Origin of the sequence: Marinobacterium rhizophilum DSM 18822, assembly GCF_000378045.1 — a bacterium.
GTDB lineage: Bacteria > Pseudomonadota > Gammaproteobacteria > Pseudomonadales > Balneatricaceae > Marinobacterium_A > Marinobacterium_A rhizophilum.
The window spans coordinates 235353-256472 of sequence record NZ_KB899096.1 but is presented as its reverse complement, the minus strand read 5'-3'; the positions used below and the strand labels follow the sequence as shown (position 1 = coordinate 256472).

Sequence of the window (21120 nt, the reverse complement as noted above, 5' to 3'; positions counted from 1 at the left end):
CGCGGATCGGTTTCATCACCCATCTTTTTCGGGTCGTTCAGATCGATACCGAAGCCCTGCAGGAAGCCCTGGTTACGAGCGACATCGACGGTGATTTGGCTGCTGCTCAGATCCAGCAGGGCAATCTTGGCGTCTGCCGCCTTGTCGCCCAGCTGAGCCTTGGCCCATTCGCCAATCAGTACGCCGGCCTTGAAGTTGTCGGTGGCGAAGGTCGCATCCGCGGCGGTAATCGGTGACAGCGGCGTATCCAGGGCGATAACCAGCAACCCGGCTTCACGGGCACGTTCAACCGCAGGCACGATGGCAGCAGTGTCGCTCGGGGTCAGCAGAATGCCCTTGGCACCGGCGGAGATCAGGTTCTCGATGGCCTGGACCTGGGAATCGTTGTCGCCATCAAATTTGCCGGCAAAGGACATTAGCTTTGCGCCCATGGCCTCAGCTTTCTCTTCAGCACCTTGACGCATTTTTACGAAGAAGGGATTGGTGTTGGTTTTGGTGATCAGGCCAACGATAGGTTGTTCTTCAGCGAGAGCAAAAGGAGAGGTGACGGCGATTGCAAGGGCCAGCGCGCTCAGTTGCTTCTTCATGGTGGATCTCCAATTGTTTTGTTGTTGTTGTATTACCGTGTTCGGTAGGGTCATTAGAGAATGTCGCCATGAACAGAAAATTTCGTTCTGGCGATCATCTGTTAACAATTGAAATATAGTCATGAACTGCCTGATAAACGGGCATTGCGGGCTGAAGCAAAAATATAAACTGTTGCTTCAAGCGACGAGGGCGTTCGCCAGGGCGCGGGCAAGGGTATCCAGACGGTAGGGTTTGGCGATGACATCGCTATTCGGTGCCAGACCATAACGTTTGCTTAGCTGATCCCGGGGGAGCCCGGACGCCAGCAGGCAGGGCAGCGTTGGCCAGTGCTTTTGCAGCTCCTGCTGTAACTGGATGCCTGTCTGGCCGCTGCCCAGGTTTATGTCGCTCAGTACCAGGTCAGGCTCTGGGTTGGTTTGCAGCCATTGCATTGCCTCTTCGGCGTTACGACAGGTCAGCGGTTCGTAACCCAGTGTTGCGATCATCTCTTCGACTGCCTCCAGCACCAGCCTGTCGTCTTCAACCAGCAGGACCAGCTCGCCACTCCCGTGGGGCACGCTTTGTGACAGTCCATTGGACGTCGCGGCTGAGTCAGGTGGACGCGATGCTGCATGGCGGGGCAGGCTGATGGAAATGCAGGTGCCTTTTCCGGGTGGGCTTTCGATGTGGATATCGCCGCCAGACTGCTTGACGAAGCCGTACACCATGCTCAGCCCCAGGCCGCTGCCCTGGCCGACTTCCTTGGTGGTAAAGAAGGGATCGAAGACGCGTTCCTGCAGCTCCTCGGGAATGCCATTGCCGGTATCGCAGACGTCAATCTGCACGCGGTCGACGCCGGCGGGGCCGGTCTGCATGGAAGTGTTGAAACACAGGGTGCCGCCATCCGGCATGGCGGCACTGCTGTTCAGGGCCAGGTTCAGCAGGGCGTTTTCAAGCTGGCCGGGATCGACGTAGATCCAGTCGTCGGTGGCCTCGAGACGGGTCTGGATGTCGATGTGGGGGCCCACGCTGTATTCGATCAGGTCCAGCATGCCCTCAATCAGCGGGTTGAGCTGCTGGGCCTCGGGGTGCAGCTGTTGCTTGCGCGAAAAGGCCAGCAGGCGCTGTACCAGACTCGCACCGCGCTCAGCCGCGGCCAGAGCGCGCTGGCTGTAGCGGGCGACTTTCTCGCTCAGGTCCGGTTGTTGCTCGAGCAGTTGCAGGTTACCGATGACCGCCGCCAGCAGGTTGTTGAAGTCATGGGAGATACCGCCGGTCAGCTGGCCCAGCACCTCCATTTTCTGTGCCTGACGCAACTGGGACTCGATGGTCTTGCGATCCGTCAGATCACTGTAGAGGGTCACAAAGCCGCCGTCGGGCATGGGTTGGCTGCGAAATTCGATAACGCGGCCATCCTGATAGTAGCGCTCGAAGCGAATGGCTTGCTCGGGGCGTTGCAGGTTGGTCTGCGCCATGTCGAGCGGGCGATTGTCCAGCGTGCGATTGCTGTGGGCATTGCGGGTCATGAGATTCTGCACATGATCCAGTGGCAGGCCCGCGCGAATCCGGTTCGGGGGCAGATCAAAAATGGTTAGATAACGCGGATTCCAGGCAATCAGATGCTGGTCGCGGTCGAATACGCTGAGGCCGTCGTTGATATTGTCGAACACGGTTTGCAACAGGTGCTGCTGCTTTTGCAGGTCTTCGGTCATTGACTGCAGTTCGCGGCTGTTTTCCCGAAAGACGTTGAAGGCTCGAGCAAGGCTGCCTATTTCGTCGCGCCGGTGAACTGCCGGAGTTGCCTGTTCGGTGACACCGGAGGCGAGGCGTGTCATCAGCCGCGTGACGGCCTTCAGGTTGTGGGTCATTGTGAGCACCAGGGCTGCGCCTGCGACCAGTGCCAGCAAGGCGATCAGGCTGATCCACAGGATACGGACTTTACCTTGGTCGATGGTGGCGGCCAGCGCGCCATGCTGGCGCTCAAAGCGGCTCTGCAGACTGTCGACGAAGCGTTTCACCTCAGTGGATAGTTGCTCCGAGATGGCGCGTACCGCTGCCAGCAGATAGGCCTGGCGCTGTTTTACTTCGAGTTGCTGGTGCCTCAGCTGGAATATTTCCTTAGCGCTGGCAGCCAGTGCCGTGTCGGTACCTTCGCGGGCGCCAAAGCGCCGTTCGATTAAGGCCAGTTCGCGCGAGGAGGCGGATGCGGCCGCAATCAACTGGTCAACCGCCTGGCTCTGCACATTGGCTACGGGGCTGCCAATCTGCTGTAACTCATACAGCAGTTGGCGCAGGTCCTCGCGCTGGAACAGCTCCTGTTGTGTCAGGAATATCAGCTCATCCAGGGTGGCATAGAGCTTTTCCAGCAGCGTTCGCAGGGCGGGGGCCGATGTCAGATGACGGATACGTCCGGCCAGGTTCTTGAGCTGTTCCACCCGTTGCTGCAGTTGCTGGCGATCATGCTGTAACTGAAAGGGGGCCGAGGCCTCGGCGACAAAAGGTGCGAGGGATGCGAGACTGGCGGTACGCTCGGCCAGCTCCAGGGAATGGGATATGTCCGGCAGAATTTCTTCACGCAGGCGTTCCAGCGACCGCTCGGTATCGCTCAGACCGCGCCATCCTACAATTGCCAGGGCCAGGGCTGCCAGGATGATGCAGGCAAAGGCGACAAGCAGACGGGCGCGGGCACTGTGCATGGTTCAGATCCGGCTGATCTTGGCGTGGAAGCAGTATCCAAGCCCTCGTTCGGTACGAATGTAGCGCGGCTGGCGGGGGTTTGGCTCGAGTTTGCGGCGCAGACGCAGAATCAGCACATCGATGGTACGGTCGAACACTTCGCTGTCGCCACTGCGGGTCATTTCCAGTAACTGGTCGCGCGTAAGGATTCGGTTAGGGGCCTTGACGAGGGCTTCAAGCAGGTTGAATTCGCCGTAGGTCAGATCGACGGTATCGCCATCGCTGCGCAGCAGCTGGCGGGCGGTGAGATCCAGAATCCAGTCGCCGAAGGCCAGGCGCTGGTGGCTGTGAACGTCCTCGGGTTTGGCCATGGTGCCGGCCGAGCGGCGCAGCAGGGCACGCACGCGGGCCAGCAGTTCGCGCACGTTGAAAGGCTTCATCAGGAAGTCGTCGGCGGCTAGTTCCAGCCCCAGAATACGGTCTGTCTCGTCGCCCTTGCCGGTGAGCATCATGATGGGTATGCCGGATTCCGCGCGCAGTCCCCGTGCCAGCTGCATTCCGTCTTCGCCCTTGAGGCGCAGATCCAGAATCACCAGGGAAAAGGCGGCAGAGGCCAGCGCCTGTTGCATGTCGGTGCCATTGGCGACGGCTACGGCGTCGAATCCGTTGTCATCCAGCAGGTCATGCAGCAGATCCCGCATATCGGCTTCATCGTCCACGATGAGAATTTTCTGGCGTACTGTTTCCGTCATAGCGTGCTGTCCATTGGCGTATTGCGTGGCTGTGATACCACAGAATAGGTCAGATCGTATTTCAAATGTTTCGCCGGTGTCGATGAAACTGGTCTGTCGGGCTGTTGCAAGGCCTGTTGATGTCACACAGAATCCGGGGCCGGGGCCGTATGAAAAACGATCTAATCGCGAGCTCTGGTGTCGGATTACTAGGCGTTAGCAATGTTGGCTATCATGCCGTATTGCCTGTCAATGGTGTCACTACCAATCAATTTTCAGGTTATGCGCCATTTTCTCGATCAAAGAGGTTGCCATGCATGCCTGCATTCTTCCAGGTTTAGCAGGCTGTTGAAAAACTACCTGTTAGGGGCCTTAATCTTTCGCCTGAAATATTAGAATGTAAGCCCCGATTTGGACCGCCTGCCGGAATGGATCCTGCCGGCCTAAAAATCCCGATCGGCGTCGGTCGCCGCAATTGGCAATCGGCGGGGCCGGATACCGGTGGCGGAATTCTCGCCCGCGCCATTACCCTGATCAGAACTGCCAAGATGAAGGTCTCGATCCGCAGGTTTACTTGGCCGGCGTCCTTGCCCGCATTCCACGATCACAGCATCAACCGGCTCGGCGAATTGCTCCCGTAGAGTTTGCAACCCCGGACGTCTAACGAAGTCAACAACGCCGCTGCCCGAACAACGCAAGGCGTTTTAGGTGACGGGGTTACATTAAAATTGACATTACAAACGACAAAATTGAACATAGACGCATAATGTATAAAGGTCCCGTATATGAAAGATCCTGCACAAAATTACACTGCTTTTCCCGATGGAGAGGCCTTGGATAGAGATAACCTGCGCGTTTTGCGCTTCTTACGACATGGGCCTCTCGGACTCGGTGAACTGGCCGAGAAAACCTCACTTGCGCGAAACACGGTTGCGACGCGGGTTGATCACCTCATCCGCAGAGGTCTGATCAAACAAGGCCCGAGCATTCCGGCTGAACGCGGGCGGCCGTCAGTTCGCTTCAAATTGAACGAACGGGCAGCTTTGTTATACCTTGTGTTTTTCGATGAGACCCACGTGACGGGTGCGATATGCGATCTTGGCGGGACCGAGCTAGGGTCCCTGTCACGGTGTTTGGATGAGGCGTATGAGACCGATGACGCGATACGGCATATCGTGGAAATCAGAGACACGATTTGTGCCGAAAACGGGATTGACCGTGCAGATTTGCAGGTCTGTGTCCTTGGGGTTCAGGGGCCCGTGGCTGAGGACCAGAAAACGGTGCCGTGGTCACGCGTTGGTTTGTTACCGACAGGAATGGCAGCAGTAATCGGCATGCCTGTAATCGTGGAAAATGACGCCAATCTCATGGCCGTCGGAGTAGCAGCGAGCCAGGACGGGGCAGAACCCATTATGTGCATTCTTGTATCGAACGGGATCGGTGCCGGAATCGTGACTAATGGTGCGGTACACCGTGGCACTGGAGGCTGGGCAGGCGAAATTGGTCATGTTCCTATCTTGGCCGCGGGAGAGCGCCCCTGTGTGTGCGGAAGTCGTGGGTGTTCGTCGGCTGTGGCAGGCAATCTCGCGCTCTATGACATGCTGAGAGCCAAGGGGCACAGTGTCGCCACGATTTCAGACGTCGCTCAATTGGCTGTTGCTGGAAACCTGGATGCGATTTTAGCGCTCCGAAATGTAGGGCGTAACATCGGAGAGGCCATTTTGGGACTTGTGATCGCCATTGCCCCGGGGCGGATCATCGTTGCCGGTCACGCTGCAGAAATCGGCGATCATCTATTGGCTGGCGTGCGAGAAACAATTGTGTATCGAATGCCAGCAGCCTTAGCCGCGCGGATCCAGGTCGAGATCAGCGCAGAGTATGAAAACACCATGCGTCGCGGGGCTCTCTCGCTTGGTTTCGACAGCCTTTTTCCGCCCAAGCTTTAGGTTCATCGCGCTTTACCGCTAAAGGCAACTTTGATCTTCAAGAAGTTGCTGTACCGGTATACATGCGGCATCCGCTTGATGACTTTGATGCCGTTGTCCATACCCTTCAGGATGTTTGTAATGAGGCGTTAGACGGCGCTTGCCACGGTCCCCGGCAGATAACCCGATAGCCAATAGCCGCTTGGCGCAGAGCATGAGTGGCTTCATTCCCCTGCCCATGGGCATTGCGAACCACTCACTGCAGTGCCGATGTGCCTCGTCTTCACTGAGGAGCATACTCGCGCTCCTTCAGTTGCTTTTTCAGCAGGTACACGATTGTCAGCGGTACATTCGCTGCGAGTCGCTCATCTAGCCTGACGCACTATCTTCGGATGGGTGCCCGGATTACGCAGCGGTCGTCAACGGCTGCGCTTGATGATCCTTCGTTCAGTCGGACTTTCCAGCTCAAAGCCTTCCCAGAAGAGGTTAAGCAGACTTGCCTGCATTACGGCGGCGGTCGGGTTGTTGGTGATGTTTTGGTGAACACAACCTTGCCCTTTCTCGCCGCCGCACTGCTCACTTTCCCGTTAATCTGCGAAGAACCAATTTTAAGCATTTCAAACCTCGTGAATGATTGGACGTCCTTTCTTTGTAAAGAATTTTGGGCGTGCCCAAAAATTCGAATGAAATCCTAAAATTGCAATAAATAAGCGCCTGATAATGTGGAATATCATTAAGTACAAAGGCCATTTTTTTCGTTATTATATCAAAATTGAAAGAATATGAATCTGTATTGACACTAGTTGTATTGGCATTGCATTATGGAATTGTGACGAATTGATGAATCATCACAGCCAACTTTAGAGGTCGATAAAAATGAAAACTATTGGACATCTCATGAAGCGAACTTCGCTTTACATTCTGACAGCATTGGTCGCTGCACCGGCCATCGCGCAAGACAGCGCTTATTACCAAGCAGCAGTCGAAGAGGCTGCGCGCATCGCCAAAGGGTACGATCTGAGCGGCTATGTCGAATTTATAGGTCAAAATAGCGGTGCCGAAGGACAAACCCTGCAAAAGGTCTATGCCGCTTTCACTCAAGGCGCGGGTGTTGAGATTCGCTACACCGGTACGGCCGATACTACCGCGATTATTCAATCGCGGATTCAGGCTGGTAATCCCCCCGATGTCGGCGAGCTGCAACTCGGCATTGCTGCCGAATATGCCCATCAGGGTCTCACGCTTGATCTGACCGAGCTTATGGGCGAAAGCCTGAGTAGGAATTTCAACGAGCAGCTGCTCGAAACCACGATTTTTGATGGAAAGGTCTTTGGTCTCTATCAGGGCATGAATCCGTTTATGGTCTGGTACAACCCGGAAACATACACTGGCCCCAAAGACCCCACAGACTGGAAAGAGCTTGCTGATTGGACCATCGCCGAAGCAGAAAAAGGCAATGCAGTCTGGTGCGCGGCGCAAGGTGCGGGTGCGGCTTCCGGTTTTCCGGGTGCGCAGATTATCGATAATATTTTCCTAAAGACCTATGGTCCCGAGCTCTATGAGCAGTGGGGATCGGGTGAGCTTCCCTGGACCAGCGACGAGGTTAAAGGAGCGTTCGAGGAATTCGGTCGCGTCGTGGCGACGGATACGCATCTTCTGGGGGGGAATGTCGGTGCGATCTCGACCTCGATCGCCACTGGATACAACGGCCTTATTTCCGAACCGGCTGCCTGCCAGGTTTCGCTATGGGGCGCTTGGGTGCCTGGCCTGCTGGGCGAAAATGCTCGCCCCGGTGAGAATATTGCTTTCTACCGCGTGCCTGCGGTGAACTCTGCTTTCTATGGATATGAGCTGTTCCAGGCCGCTACCAGCATTGGCCTGACGGACCGGCCAGAGACCAAGGCGTTTCTCGAGTTCATGGCCTCGACACCGGCGCAGACCTATCTCGCCTCCCTCAACCGTTGGCCGGTGGCAAACAAGAACGTGCCGTCCGACGCCTATTCCAGCTCCGTGTTGCAATCTATCTCGGAGTCGTACGTGAGCGCTGGGGATGTGCAATTCGCAGTAGGACCGAACGCGCTTTTGTCGGGGGGCGGAACGAGTGCCTATTATCGTGCCGTTGTTGAATACATGCGCTCACCTGGCAAGCTAGACGCCATTCTGGCCGACGTTCAGGCCGCGGTCGAGTAATCGTTCTTCAAAGGCAAACACCCCTGGGACCTCCATGAAAGATACCATGACACTTATCCCGCTTCTCATCGTTCTCGGTGCTATTGGCATCCCCGTCTTGGTTTATGCCGCTCTAGGTGTGGGTGAAGGCATTCTGCGGACGTTTCCGCCGGTTCTTCGGCGGTCGGCGCGCCCATGGGTGTGGCTTTCCCTTCCTATTCTACTGATTGTTCTGATCCTGCTCTACCCGGTCATTGACACGATTAGGACGTCCTTCAAGAACGCACGTGTCGATGACTGGGTCGGGCTTGATAATTATCTGTGGGCCTTCTCGGGCACGATGCTTGAGGTTATCGGCAACAACGTTCTGTGGCTTATTGCCTTCCCGCTCTGCGTTGTGGTCCTTGCGCTCATTACCGCGGTGTTGTTTGACAAGGTGAAATACGAACCTTTCGCGGTAACCATTGCGGTTCTCCCGACGGCCATTTCCTTTACTGCAGGGGCCGTCATTTGGGGGCAGATGTATTCGTTTCAGCCGGCCGGCATGGCGCAGTTTGGCACGATTAATGGTTTTTTGAGCCTGTTCGGGATCAAACCCGTCGCATGGCTCATCGAGCCAGTGATCAACAATTTCGCGCTTATCTTCATTGCCGTCTGGCTTCAGCTGGGAATCGCGACGCTGATCCTGTCTTCTGCGATCAAGAATGTCGGGGACGATATGGTCGAGGCGGCACGCCTTGACGGGGCAGGGGACTTTAGGGTCTTTTTTTCGATCATTCTGCCCAACATTCTGCCTTCCGTTCTGGTTGTCCTGACCACCATGATCATCGCGGCACTGAAGGTTTTTGACATCGTCTATGTGATGACTAACGGCAATTTCGGCACGGATGTGATCGCGAACCGCCTCTACTACGAGCTTTTTGCGATGAACAATCTCGGACATGCCAGTGCAATTGCCGTGGTCCTTTTGATTACAGCCTTGCCTGTTGCTCTCATCAATATCCACCAATTCCGAACGGAGGCCGGGAAATGACCATGACCGATACAACGATGCCTGCGTCCGCGCCCTTCAAGCGCCAGCGCAAACTACCCCGTCTGTCACGCTTTGTTGTTCACGGTGTAGTCGTACTGTTCATGGCGAGTTGGCTTCTTCCGATTCTCGCACTTCTGGTCTCATCGTTTCGGCGACAGGCGGACACCGCAGCGAGCGGATGGTGGTGGGCTTTTCTGCGCCCGAATTTCACCATGCAGAACTACACACTCGCGCTCGATCAACTTGATATAGCAGGAAGTCTGACGACATCCGTGGCAATCGCGCTACCCACGACAATCATCACGGTTCTGCTGTCGCTGATCGGGGCCTATGCACTGGTGCGGATGCAGTTTCGCGGGCGGATGGCGCTGTCGCTAGCGCTCGTCGCGCTACTCGTGACGCCGCCACAGATTACGCTCGTGCCGCTGTTGAAGCTTTACTACACCTTCGGGATTTCCGGTACGATCCCGGGTATCTGGCTTTACCAGGTTGGATTTACCCTCCCGTTTGGTGTGTTTCTTTTGCGCGGGTTCATCGCGTCTATCCCTGCCGAGCTATATGAAGCCGCCGAGCTTGATGGCGCTTCGCAATTGCGTATTTTCCGCTCTGTGGTGATGCCACTAGCACGCCCGATCATGGCGTCGCTTGGCTTGATGGCGTTTCTCTGGTCGTGGAACGATCTGCTAACCCCGCTTCTGTTTATGGGCGGCTCCTCCCATGCGGCTCCTGTCACGGTCAACCTCGCGGGCTTGGCGAACCAGACATCGCAGGGGCAGGGGCCGCTGATGGCCGCTACCTTCTTGTCGGTGATCATTCCTCTTTTCCTCATTGTCGCACTTCAGCGCTATTTCGTTCGCGGCATCCTTGGTGGTGCTGTCAAAGGGTGACGCAACGCGCACCCCAGTGAAACCAAACAACAGGAGCAACGCACGTGTCACAGGTTCAACTCCGAGACGTAACAAAAACATACGGCGGCAACCAGATCATTCATGGTGTCTCCGTGCAGATCGAAGATGGTGAGTTCGTAGTTCTTGTCGGTCCTTCGGGCTGCGGGAAATCCACCCTTTTGCGGATGATCGCAGGGCTTGAGGACATCTGCGGCGGCGAGGTGCAGATCGGCACACGGGTGGTCAACGATGTGCTGGCGAAAGACCGTGATATCGCTATGGTGTTCCAAAGCTACGCACTTTATCCGCACATGACCGTGGCGGACAATATGGCGTTTTCGCTCAAGCTCAAGGGTATGCCCAAAGCCGAGCGGGCCAAAAAAGTGCACAAGGCGGCCGATATTCTTGGCTTGGGACCGCTGCTTGACAGGTACCCACGACAGATGTCGGGCGGTCAGCGCCAGCGAGTCGCCATGGGGCGTGCGATTGTCCGCGACCCTCAGGTTTTTCTTTTTGACGAACCGCTCTCGAACCTCGACGCCAAGCTTCGGGTCGAGATGCGGACCGAGATCAAGGCGCTGCAGCACCGGCTTCAAACCACTACGATCTACGTTACCCACGACCAAATCGAAGCCATGACCATGGCTGACAAGATCGTTGTAATGCGAGCAGGCGTGGTGGAGCAATGCGACACGCCACTCAACATCTATGACCACCCCGACAACATGTTCGTTGCGGCATTCATCGGATCTCCCTCGATGAATTTCGTGGAGGGTAAGATCGTGATGCAAGGTGGCAAACCGACCTTCGCGAGCCATGATGGTGTCATCCTGCCACTCTCCGAGGATGTACAGGTGAAGGACGGGCAGCCCGTCGTTTATGGTTTTCGCCCCGAGCATATCCAACTGGCCGGTAGCGACGGGATCGAAACGCGGATCAGCGTGGTCGAGCCTACTGGCTCCGAGACGATGGTGTTCATGGAGATGGGACAAAGTTCAATTACCGGCGTGTTCCGTGAACGGGTGCTGGAAGCTGATGGAGCGCCGCTTTTTGTCCGCCCCGATCCGGCGCGCGTGCATCTTTTCGATCCGATTACCACCAAGTGCCTCGGATGAACACCAAAAACTTTGAGAGGACCGACATGAGTGCGGTGACAATTTCGTTCCAAATGTTTTCTTCCCGTGAAGAAGTCGATCTAGAAACACAACTCCGGCTTCTGGCTGAATTGGGTCTCAAGGACGTGCAACCGTTCTTTTTTGAACTGCCAGGGAGCATGCAAGAGGTGGAGACCTATGCCAGCCTACTTGAGCGCTATGGGCTGACCGCGGAAAGCGGACATTTCACCCTTTCTCAATTCGAAACAGCCCCCGATCAAGTCGAGAAGATCGCCAAAACGCTCGGTATGTGGTTGGTTGTTGATCCCTATATCTCGCCCGAAGATCGCCCGAGCACCGCTGCCGGTTGGGATGCCTACGGTGCGCGGCTGGCTGAGGTTTCACGAGATATGGCCGCGCGTGAGCTGACGTTTGCTTACCACAATCATGAGTTCGAGATGGAGCGCCTTCCTGACGGCAGCTATCCCCTCGACCGTTTGCTGGGCAAGGATGTTGCGCTTGAGCCGGATCTCGCCTGGATGATTGTTGGTGGGGCGGACCCGCTTGAATTTCTGGAAAAGTACGCCGGTCGTATTCCCGCGGTTCATGTCAAGGACATGGCCCCCAAGGGCACCTGTCTGGACGAAAAAGGCTTCGCCGATCTCGGATACGGGACGATGGACTGGGAAGCACTATGGCCACGCTGCCTCGATCTAGGCGCGCGGATCATGGTGCTCGAACATGACCAACCCGCTGATTGGCGCCGATTTGCAACCCGTTCCGTAACTGCGGCGCACCGTATTGCGCGCCGCTGAATGCGGGTCTGCATTTGCTGTTTTGGAGTAAAAAATGACAGATAGTAGTTACGACGCGATCGTCGTCGGGTCTGGCGCTGCGGGAAGTTTCGCCGCGCGTGAACTGACACAGAATGGATTGCGGGTTCTCATGCTCGAAGCAGGGCGAGAGTTGTCTGACGCGGATTTCGATCCCGCGAAGAAACCCGCGAAGCCTGCCACGATTAATATACTGGAGCGTGCCATTGCGACGTTCGAGGGCCAACCGATCCAGTCGCGTTCCGTTTTTTTCCGCGGGATGCTGCGACACCTTTATGCCAACGATCGTGACAACCCCTACACCACGCCGAAAGATGCGCCGTTTATCTGGATCAGGGGGCGTCAACAGGGCGGGCGTCTTCATCTCTTCGGGCGCGCGCTCTCGCGCTGGGGTGATGACGATTTTAAATCGCAAAGCCGCGCGGGTCGTGGTGTCGATTGGCCGATTTCCTACGACGATATCGCGCCCTACTACGATGAGGTTGAACGCTGTCTCGAAGTGTCTGGCAATGCCGATGGGGTCGAGACCGTCCCTGACGGGGTGTTCAGCTCCCCTGCCAAACTCTCGCCCGCCGAAGAACGCTTCAAAACGGCCGTCGAAGATCAATGGCCCGAGAAACACGTTATCGCGTGGCGATCCATCAAACCGCCGAAATCACGCATGATGCCGCCGCTTGAGGAGGCGCTCGAAACGGGACTTTTGACCGTGCGTTACGACGCTGTCGCGCGCAGAGTGCTGAGCGAAGCCAGTCGTGCTACGGGCGTTGAGTTCACCGACACGCGCACAGGACGAACCGAAGTGGTCAATGCCGCGCATGTCGTTCTGGGTGCATCCCCAATCGAAAGCGTTCGCCTTCTGCTTAATTCGAAAAGTGGCGAACACCCTGCGGGGCTCGGAAATTCCTCGGGCATGCTTGGGCGATACTTCATGGACCAGTTGCCGATGCTAGGCATGGGCCGTTATGACGCGGCGCGGAATACGGACATGACGCCTGCCGATTGGAGCGATCGGTTCTACGACCCGGCCGGTGGGGTATTCATCACCCGCTCAGATGCGAAAGGCGATCCCGCCGCGCGCGGCGAATTCGTTTTTCAGGGCTCAATCGGGCGCGATGGTAAAGCCGCGAATGAAACCGCCGACCTTCTGTTCTTCGGGTTCGGACAGATGCAACCCGACGCGGAGAACCGGATCACGCTCGACCGTAAAAAGACCGACAAATGGGGCATTCCCGTACCCCATATCAGGTGCAAAATGGGATCAGAAGACCGCCGAATGCTGGCGCGACAAGAGGCATATTTCCTTGAAACAGCCAATGGCGCTGGCGGCGAGGTTGAGTTTCTGGGGTCCCCGCTTGGCATCCGGGAATGGGGGCGGGGTGTCTATCCGGGGAGCAAGCCAATCGCTCGTTTCCTGTTCAAGACGATGTTCTCGCGGGTCATGCAGATGGGCGCGGCGATTCATGAATGCGGTGGTGCGCGGATGGGTAGCTCCCCTGAAAACTCGGTCGTGAATGAATGGGGTCAGTGCTGGGATATTCCCAACCTATACGTGACGGATGCCTCCATTTTTGCAGGCAGTGGCGTCATGGGCACCACGCTGACAGTCATGGCGCAGAGCTTGCGAGCCTGTCGTCATCTGGCGGCGGAATACAGCTTGCCTAGAACAGCCACGCAAACCGCAACGCAGAGGAAAACTGTATGAAAACCCTTCAGGGACCCGCGCTGTTTCTGGCGCAATTCGTGGGCGATAGTGCTCCTTTTAACACATGGGACGGGATTACCAAATGGGCCGCTGATTGTGGTTACGAAGGGGTACAGGTACCCTCGAGCGCGTCCTCTCTAATCGATCTCGATAGAGCTGCTCAAAGCAAGGGGTACTGTGACGACTGGCGTGGTCAGGCCGCAGAAAACGGCGTCGTGGTAACCGAGCTTTCGTCACATATCCAAGGCCAGTTGATTGCCGTGCATCCTGCCTATGATCTGGCGTTCGAAGGGTTTGCGCCCGAGCCACTTCGCGGCAATACCAAGGCGCGTCAGAGCTGGGCGGTCGATCAGGTCATAAAGACCTTGAGCGCGTCGAAAAATCTTGGCCTCACCGCGATGGCGACATTCTCGGGAGCGCTGGCATGGCCCTATCTCTACCCGTGGCCTCAACGCCCTGAGGGGCTGATCGAGACCGCGTTTGACGAATTGGCTGCGCGCTGGCGTCCGGTCCTCGATCACGCGGATGAGTGCGGTGTCGATGTATGTTTCGAAATTCATCCTGGGGAGGATCTTCATGATGGGGCGAGTTTCGATATGTTTCTCGAGCGTGTCGATGGTCATGCGCGGGCCAATATGCTTTTTGATCCGTCGCACTACGTCCTGCAAAGTCTTGATTATCTTGATCACCTCGACATCTACCGCGACCGGATCAAGATGTTCCACGTCAAGGATGCCGAGTTCAACCCGACGGGGCGCCAAGGTGTTTACGGGGGCTTCCAGCCCTGGGTGGATCGCGCAGGACGTTTCCGCAGCCTAGGCGACGGTCAAGTGGATTTCAAGGCGATATTTTCCAAACTCGCGGCCATGGATTTCGAGGGCTGGGCGGTGGTCGAGTGGGAGTGTTGCCTTAAACATCCTGAAGATGGCGCCCGCGAAGGTGCGCAATTCGTGCGCGATCACATCATCCGTGTGACCGAAAGGGCGTTTGATGATTTTGCCAACGGCGGCGCCGATGACGCGGCGAACAGAAAAATGCTGGGACTGCAAAAATGAGCAAATTGAAACTTGGCATGGTCGGCGGTGGTCAGGGCGCATTTATCGGCGGCGTTCATCGTATGGCGGCGCGACTCGACGGCGATTGGGAGCTGGTGGCCGGTGCGCTGAGTTCAGATCCAGAGCGAGCGCGCGCCTCCGCGAACGATCTCGGTATCGCACCGGACCGTAGTTACGCAGATTTCAACGTGATGGCCGAAGCCGAAGCCGCGCGTGCCGACGGGATTGATGCGGTGGCCATCGTGACGCCCAATCACATGCACGCCGCACCTGCGATTGCCTTTCTCGAACGCGGGATCCATGTGATCTGCGATAAGCCACTGGCAAGCACGCAGGAGGAAGCAAAGGCTATTGTAGCCGCCGCCGAGGTCTCCGAGGCGCGCGTTATTCTTACGCATAATTATTCCGGCTATCCGATGATTCGGCAGGCGCGTGAAATGGTCGCGCGTGGCGATCTCGGAAAGGTTCGGTTTGTTGCGGTGGAATATGTACAGGATTGGCTCGCTGCTGAGCCTGCTCACGACAACAAACAGGCCGCGTGGCGGGTTGATCCAGCCAAAGCAGGCGGCGGCGCGATCGGGGATATCGGAACGCACGCCTATCATCTGGCGGGTTTCGTCAGTGGGCTTCGTTGTGAACGGCTCGCTGCAGACCTGTCTTCCTTCGTCGATGGACGGGCCGTGGATGACAATGCCGAAGTGTTACTGCGCTACGAGGGCGGTGCCAAGGGACTTTTGCTTGCCTCTCAAGTGGGCATCGGTCACGAAAACAGCCTGCGCCTGCGAGTGTTTGGCGAGGCCGGTGGGCTCGAATGGTCCCATGAGGAGCCCGATCTTTTACGCTTTACAAAGCTCGGAGCACCGACCTGCCTTCTGACCCGCAACGGGGCAGGTGCCACTGCAGACAATAGCGCCGCCTCCCGCGTCCCTGCCGGCCATCCCGAGGGCTACCTCGAAGCCTTCGCCAATCTTTATCGTGAATCGGCGGCACTGATCCGCGATCCCGAGAAGGCCTCGAAACTGCCGGATCTTGATGATGGTTTGGCAGGAATGCGTTTTATCGCTGGTTGCCAAAAAAGCGCCGAGCAGAATTGTGCATGGATCGATATTGCAGCGCTCTGATGCAGCGAATAACCGCTTTGATCCATTCTGACCCAGGTCAGAACATGAATGCACACTTCGATCCGAAGCGTATTCTTGTTGCTTGTGTTCTGCGATTTCGGACAGGGGCAGCGCGACGTGGAGAAGCGGATCTCGCTCGACCGTTAAAGAGGAAACATGTATGAAAGCCCTTAAGGCTCCCACGCTGGTTCTGGTGCAATTCGTGAGCGATATCGCTTATTTCAACACATGAGAGTCAATATATGGGCTGCTGATTATGGTTAGGAAGGGGTGCAGGGCTCTCGAATGCTCGCTGAATTCGATAACGCTGATAGACCGGATGTCAGTACCACCTTTTTCGAAGATACGCTGATGTACCAGAGAACACGTAGCTAGTAATGGTAGCATTATAGGCTTTCGGGAATAGTGCGTGCTAATTCAGGTAGACCGCTAGTGCCTGGATGTCTGATAATTGATCTCGATACTCTAAATTGAGTATCAGGTGTGTAATACAGGGCTCGGGAGTGATAGCTTGCAACTCTTTATGTGCAGGTTGAGATAAAGGTGACATGTTTCTCGCAATATTTGTCGTAATGACTGGTTGAATTAAAACTGTCGTGTTTAAAATTAAAAACCTACCGGTAGGTTTAAATCTTCTGCAAATAAAAACGTGGCTTATATGATGTATGCCGTAAGTTTAATGCGGGATATGACTACCATATTCGCGGTAAGGATCTTTTCGTTAGATAGCGTTCTAGTTGTAAAGTGACATAATAATTCTATACAAATCAATGACTTACAGAACTATAAAAAATTAAGTTTAATTTAAGATTTTTTTTAGTTGATTCAACGGCGACAAAACTAATAACATAACGAAAAGAACGTAAACGTTTACTTTATTTTAATTCTATGGCTTTACGGAAGAGGCTGTGATTTGGGTGTAGGGAATAACTTTTAATCGCAACACATAAAAACAAAGGTACTATAATAATGAAATTGTTCGTTTCCCCCCTTGGCACTACTGCGCTTGTTTCTTCTCTTTCTCTGGCGGCATTGGTCTCCTGCTCGGTCAATGCAGCTAACCTTAATCCAACTTTCAGTCTCGATGCGAACGTTGAGATTAATACAGACGCTATTAATAAAGCCGAGGGGTCAACTGAATACCGCCAGGGTGGCCGTGTCGAGGCTAACCTGCGTGGTGAAATCCAGCGAGAACAGTACTTTGTGCGCGGCAAGGGTACCCTGATTCTGGCCAAGGATTCGGACACCCATACCGATGACATGTGGGTACAGTTTGGTGATGATCGCTGGGATCTGCAGTTTGGCCGGTTCGAAGGCATAGACCTCTTCCCGAAGGGCAAGGATACGCTGCTGGAGCATGCTGGTGGCGGTGTGGCAAAGGTCTATGAAGCGAATATCGTGCGTGGCCGTGCCGGTACCGACGGTGGCCAGATTGCCCTGCACCTCAAGGGCGACAGCGGTTTCGGCTTTGAGGTTAACAGCATGTTCGGCGATGACAACAACGACGGTACCGATGAGAATGCGGTATCCGGTGTGCGTCCCGTAATCACGTACATGGGAGACGGTTTCTCGGCCAAGCTCGGTTACGAGTACCAGAATGTAGATCTGGATAATGGTAGTGAAATCGAACAGCAGGGCGTCGGCGCCAGCGCCAGCTTTGATCTGGGCGAGGCCCTGGTCAATGTAAATGCGGCCTGGCTCGACAACGAGACAGCCGATGAAGAGGTCCATACCTACGGTGCCAACCTGGTATACGGCCGCTTCGGTGCAGGCCTGATTTACTCCGAAACCGACGTGGCGATGGGCCCTGATCCTGACGTGACTACGGCCTATGCCGCCTACACGATGCCGCTGCTCGATATCGACAACGCCAGTGTGACCTTTGCGGTGTCCGGTTCTTCGGCGGACAACGTGGGCGCCGACGACAGTACGACGGGTGTGCGCATGCGCATCAACTACACCTTCTGACCTGGCGGCCGTGTAATGCGGACCAGGGCGATTGACCCTCAATGATTCCAAATTTTGCGGCGGGGCCTTGTGCCCGCCGCTTTTTTGCGTTGTAGCAGGCCGGTCCTCAAAGCGGGCGGGAGTGGCATGCAGTGCATGCCAGCGTTGTGGCTAAGAGGTCCAGCCTGCGGTGGTAACGATGGGGCATCAAAAGATGGACAACCATAACAAGAAGCTCACACTCAAAGAGATGGCGCATTGTTTGCGGGTATCGACAGCAACGGTGTCTAACGCCTTCAACAGGCCGGATCAGCTGTCTGCCGGCTTGCGCCAGCGAATTCTTGACGAGTGTCGTCGCCAGGGCTACGCGGGCCCTCGTGGTGGGCGACGCCAGCTCAATGCCCGTCCCACGGTGCTGGGCCTGGTTCTGGCGGAAGATTTGGCAAGCAGTCTGCAGGATGAGCAAACCCAGGCGGTTATTCGCGGCCTGGCGAAAGAGATTGACAGGCATCACGCCAACTTGCTGTTACTGCCATGCCTGGGGGCGGGCTGGAACCTGGCACCTCAAGATCATTTAATGGATGGATTCATAGTCTATCGTGCAGCCACGTTTTGTTCAGAGGAGCAAAAGCAGGCGCTGGTCGGCGGCAGACGCGTTGTTGCGCTGGAGTGCAACTTTGCCGGCTATCCCTCGGTGCAGGTGGATCACTATGGCGGAGCCGGTCTCGCGGTAGAGCACGCTCTTCGCCGCCCGGTGAATGCCGTGTCGATACTGGGATTGCACTTGTTGCAGTCCGAACGGGTCTGCCGTGTGCGTGAGCAGGAAGTGGCAGCAGGCAACGACGCACGCGTGCAGTTGAAGCTGCGCGGCTACCTGGATGCGCTGGAGGCTCGGGGAATGGGGCGTGCGCAAGAGCGTATCTGGCATGTACCTGATTCTTCCATGGCAGCACAGGTGCAGGCCGTGCGCGAAGCGCTGAGTTGCTACCCGCGTCCGGATCTGCTGCTATGCATGGACGATTCCATTGCCCTGGCGGCCCTGGGCGTAGCAGCAGAAAAGGGCTTGAACGTACCCGGTGATCTGCAGATCGTGGGATGCGCCGCAACTGAAGGGGACACGCAATTGTCGGGTGCCCTGACGACGCTGTTGCCACCCTGCGCAGAGCAGCAGGGGCGTATGGCGGGCAGGATGTTCTTTGGCGATATCGCCGATACAAAACACGTGCTGCCAATGCGCTTAAGCATAGGCGCCAGTTGCCCCTAAGCGTTTACGCCGGTGTCAACGGCTTCGCCGCCTGAACGCCCGCGTACACTGCCATACAATCCCATAGAGCTTATCTCTCGCCCGGGGTGCAGGCCCGATCAGATTCCTCCCGGGCGCCGGCCTCGATCAGACTCTCTGTTTGGCCATGCAGCCCGATCTGGCAGCCACCTAACTGTGGCTGCACTCAAATGTTTTATCCCAAAGAAGTTTCAATAACCCCATTTCCCTAATAACCGATGCGCTGAAAACACAGTATTTCTTCTCTTGTGGTCCAGGGAATATCAAGCAGCTAATTCCGCTGCCGATATCTGCGTATTTTCAAAGGTAAAGTCACCTGCGCCGCTGTGGGTTTTTATCGGCCGTAAAATTAAGATGCTTTTAAGAAATTAAGAACGTATTAAGTCAAAATGTATTATTAATAAATATATAGATATCATAAGCTTAGAGATTTTTTTTGAGTGTGTTTCGGCGTGGTTGCAAGGCCTTTCCAAACGTCTATCTTTGATAGAGGCAGCCCTGATCTGCCAAGCCAAAAGACGGCTTCTAAGGAGGCATCAGTCATGAATAAATTAGCAAGTGTTACTCTTCTGGTTTTCTTGAGTGTGAATATCAATGCGGCGCCCGGACCCGATTCGAGCTGGGGCGAGTTGTACCAGAACCGATTCTATGAACCGCTGGCGCCGGTCATTCCGTTCTATGTGCATGCCAGTACCGGTGCAGATGGCCGGCTCTTTCTGAAAAAGGTCCATGACCTGAGTTATTTCACTGCGGGTGACGGACGTGCCTTGCTCTATGGCGGAACCGTGCGTATCTGCACCGAATATACGGTAACGGGAAGCCTGAGTGATAGCCGCAGACGCTGCCTTGGCTATGAAACGGTGCCGCTGGTGCGGGGCCTGAATACAAGTATGCGTTACTGCATTGAGCGATCGGACGATGACTGCCAGGCTTATGCCAGCCGGGATACCGAGTATCCGCTGCAGTACTCTGTACCGGTCATGTTTCGGGGTAGCGAGAGCGACAACTTCACGCCATCCCGGGTAGCCTTCAGCAAGCCTGTGCAGATACCGCAATGTACCGACTGTGCCCAACGCCTCGGCCTTTAATAACCGAGGCATGGTGGTTCTTGATCACGCTGCCTGATGTACCTTGGCGGGTGTTGCGCGATGGGGAACTGCAGAGTGGGGATAACAGGGAAGGGCGTACGGGTACAGTCCGAAGTACACCGGTTTGCCGGCCTCATCGGTGCGCAGTCGACGTCAGGGGTTAGCACCCCATGTCGGTGTATGGCTGCAGATAAGAGACGTAAAAACCACGGCCTGGAGGGGCAGCTCGAGCTACAGTTGAAATGAGGCTGGGCCCTCTTACTGAACGGCGATCGCGTAACGCGTTGGGGATATCTCATGTACAGAAACTGTTCCATTCTGTTGTTTCTCCTGTTCTTGCTGGGGACAGCAACCCCTGTGTCTGCCTTTTGCATACACAACGACAGTGAACAGCGGCTGTTCTTTGAAGTCGGCGATCATGGCATCAATTACCGCAAATGGATCGCCGCCGGATCCATGGCCTGTTGCGACTGGCGTCAGGAAAACTGCAACTGGACGCATATCGCAACAGGCCGCCTGAGTGTGCGCCTGGCAGACCAGAAACTTAACGGTGTCGCTGCGCAATGCAGCGCCACCGTACGCGCAGACGGCGACCTGCGCCTGGTGCGTTTTGCTCCGGCGCAGCAGTGTCAGTGGAATTAGACGGGGTCGTTGATTAACCTGGTCGGCAAGCGGGCAGTAAACCGATTTATCCGCCAGAGTTGTCGCCGGGGCGGGCGCTGCGTTGCCGCACCGGTGGTATAGTGGCGCCACAGGCCTTGCGTATGGAAGACAGTAGCGGGAGCTGCAGTGGTATCTGGGTACCATCTGGTTCGTTAGTTCTATCTATTTTGGTAAATTTACGAAAATAAAAATTCACCATCGGTTTTTTTGGCGATACAATCGGTTAGTTTCCTAATAATAAGCAGTCAGGCGTTACCCGATGGTCGTTACCCTCGCTTCATGCTCTTCACTCTCTGTCGGCTGTGCAGTCCATGATGCCGTCCTGTGCACAACGCCGGGTCAGCATC

16 protein-coding genes and 1 pseudogene are annotated in these 21120 nt (G+C 55.8%); 14 read left to right on the top strand and 3 right to left on the bottom strand.

The genetic code is table 11. The annotated features are described in order from the left end of the window. From F451_RS0111250 to F451_RS0111240, 3 genes are all read right to left on the bottom strand, one after another. Positions 1 to 587: substrate-binding domain-containing protein (locus F451_RS0111250; protein ID WP_020681468.1), on the bottom strand; the 587-nt coding region annotated here is incomplete at its 3' end. Positions 588 to 764: 177 nt separating this feature from the next. Continuing rightward, positions 765 to 3263: a PAS-domain containing protein gene (locus F451_RS0111245; protein ID WP_020681467.1), complete on the bottom strand. Its 2499-nt coding sequence runs from the start codon at positions 3261 to 3263 to the stop codon at positions 765 to 767. A 3-nt stretch (positions 3264 to 3266) separates the two neighbouring features. Continuing rightward, positions 3267 to 3995 (bottom strand): response regulator, encoded by a 729-nt coding sequence (locus F451_RS0111240; protein ID WP_020681466.1) that lies wholly within the window; start codon positions 3993 to 3995, stop codon positions 3267 to 3269. 431 nt (positions 3996 to 4426) lie between these two features. Here F451_RS0111240 and F451_RS25405 point away from each other — a divergent pair. The 14 genes and pseudogenes from F451_RS25405 to F451_RS0111165 all read left to right on the top strand — a co-directional run. Beyond that, positions 4427 to 4615, top strand: a pseudogene (locus F451_RS25405) (transposase domain-containing protein); the annotation flags it as partial. Between the two features lie 144 nt (positions 4616 to 4759). Further along, positions 4760 to 5920, top strand: a complete 1161-nt coding sequence (locus F451_RS0111230) for an ROK family transcriptional regulator (RefSeq protein ID WP_020681465.1) — start codon at positions 4760 to 4762, stop codon at positions 5918 to 5920. An 855-nt stretch (positions 5921 to 6775) separates the two neighbouring features. Continuing rightward, positions 6776 to 8089 (top strand): ABC transporter substrate-binding protein, encoded by a 1314-nt coding sequence (locus F451_RS0111220; RefSeq protein ID WP_083928409.1) that lies wholly within the window; start codon positions 6776 to 6778, stop codon positions 8087 to 8089. A 34-nt stretch (positions 8090 to 8123) separates the two neighbouring features. Then, a complete protein-coding gene (locus tag F451_RS0111215) occupies positions 8124 to 9101 on the top strand; it encodes a carbohydrate ABC transporter permease (protein ID WP_020681462.1) in 978 nt (325 codons plus the stop codon). Positions 9102 to 9103: 2 nt separating this feature from the next. Beyond that, positions 9104 to 9988 carry a carbohydrate ABC transporter permease gene (locus F451_RS0111210; protein ID WP_169434497.1) on the top strand — a complete coding sequence of 295 codons (885 nt, stop codon included), beginning with the start codon at positions 9104 to 9106 and terminating at the stop codon, positions 9986 to 9988. Positions 9989 to 10032: 44 nt separating this feature from the next. Then, the gene (locus F451_RS0111205; RefSeq protein WP_020681460.1) at positions 10033 to 11103 is read left to right on the top strand and encodes an ABC transporter ATP-binding protein; all 1071 of its coding nucleotides are present in this window, start codon (positions 10033 to 10035) and stop codon (positions 11101 to 11103) included. Continuing rightward, positions 11100 to 11897, top strand: a complete 798-nt coding sequence (locus F451_RS0111200; RefSeq protein WP_020681459.1) for a sugar phosphate isomerase/epimerase family protein — start codon at positions 11100 to 11102, stop codon at positions 11895 to 11897. Before F451_RS0111205 ends, F451_RS0111200 begins: the two co-directional genes overlap by 4 nt. A gap of 34 nt (positions 11898 to 11931) precedes the next feature. Continuing rightward, on the top strand, positions 11932 to 13617 hold the full coding sequence (locus tag F451_RS0111195; protein WP_020681458.1) for a GMC oxidoreductase: 1686 nt from the start codon (positions 11932 to 11934) through the stop codon (positions 13615 to 13617). Continuing rightward, the gene (locus F451_RS0111190; RefSeq protein ID WP_020681457.1) at positions 13614 to 14672 is read left to right on the top strand and encodes a sugar phosphate isomerase/epimerase family protein; all 1059 of its coding nucleotides are present in this window, start codon (positions 13614 to 13616) and stop codon (positions 14670 to 14672) included. Before F451_RS0111195 ends, F451_RS0111190 begins: the two co-directional genes overlap by 4 nt. Next, a complete protein-coding gene (locus tag F451_RS0111185) occupies positions 14669 to 15793 on the top strand; it encodes a Gfo/Idh/MocA family protein (RefSeq protein ID WP_020681456.1) in 1125 nt (374 codons plus the stop codon). Before F451_RS0111190 ends, F451_RS0111185 begins: the two co-directional genes overlap by 4 nt. A gap of 969 nt (positions 15794 to 16762) precedes the next feature. Further along, on the top strand, positions 16763 to 17761 hold the full coding sequence (locus tag F451_RS0111180; protein WP_083928408.1) for a carbohydrate porin: 999 nt from the start codon (positions 16763 to 16765) through the stop codon (positions 17759 to 17761). A gap of 178 nt (positions 17762 to 17939) precedes the next feature. Next, positions 17940 to 19004, top strand: a complete 1065-nt coding sequence (locus F451_RS0111175) for a substrate-binding domain-containing protein (RefSeq protein ID WP_026291693.1) — start codon at positions 17940 to 17942, stop codon at positions 19002 to 19004. Between the two features lie 560 nt (positions 19005 to 19564). Then, on the top strand, positions 19565 to 20110 hold the full coding sequence (locus F451_RS0111170; RefSeq protein WP_020681453.1) for a hypothetical protein: 546 nt from the start codon (positions 19565 to 19567) through the stop codon (positions 20108 to 20110). Between the two features lie 297 nt (positions 20111 to 20407). After that, entirely contained in the window at positions 20408 to 20752 is a 345-nt protein-coding gene (locus F451_RS0111165; protein ID WP_020681452.1) for a hypothetical protein, read from the top strand. The last annotated feature ends 368 nt before the right edge of the window (positions 20753 to 21120 follow it).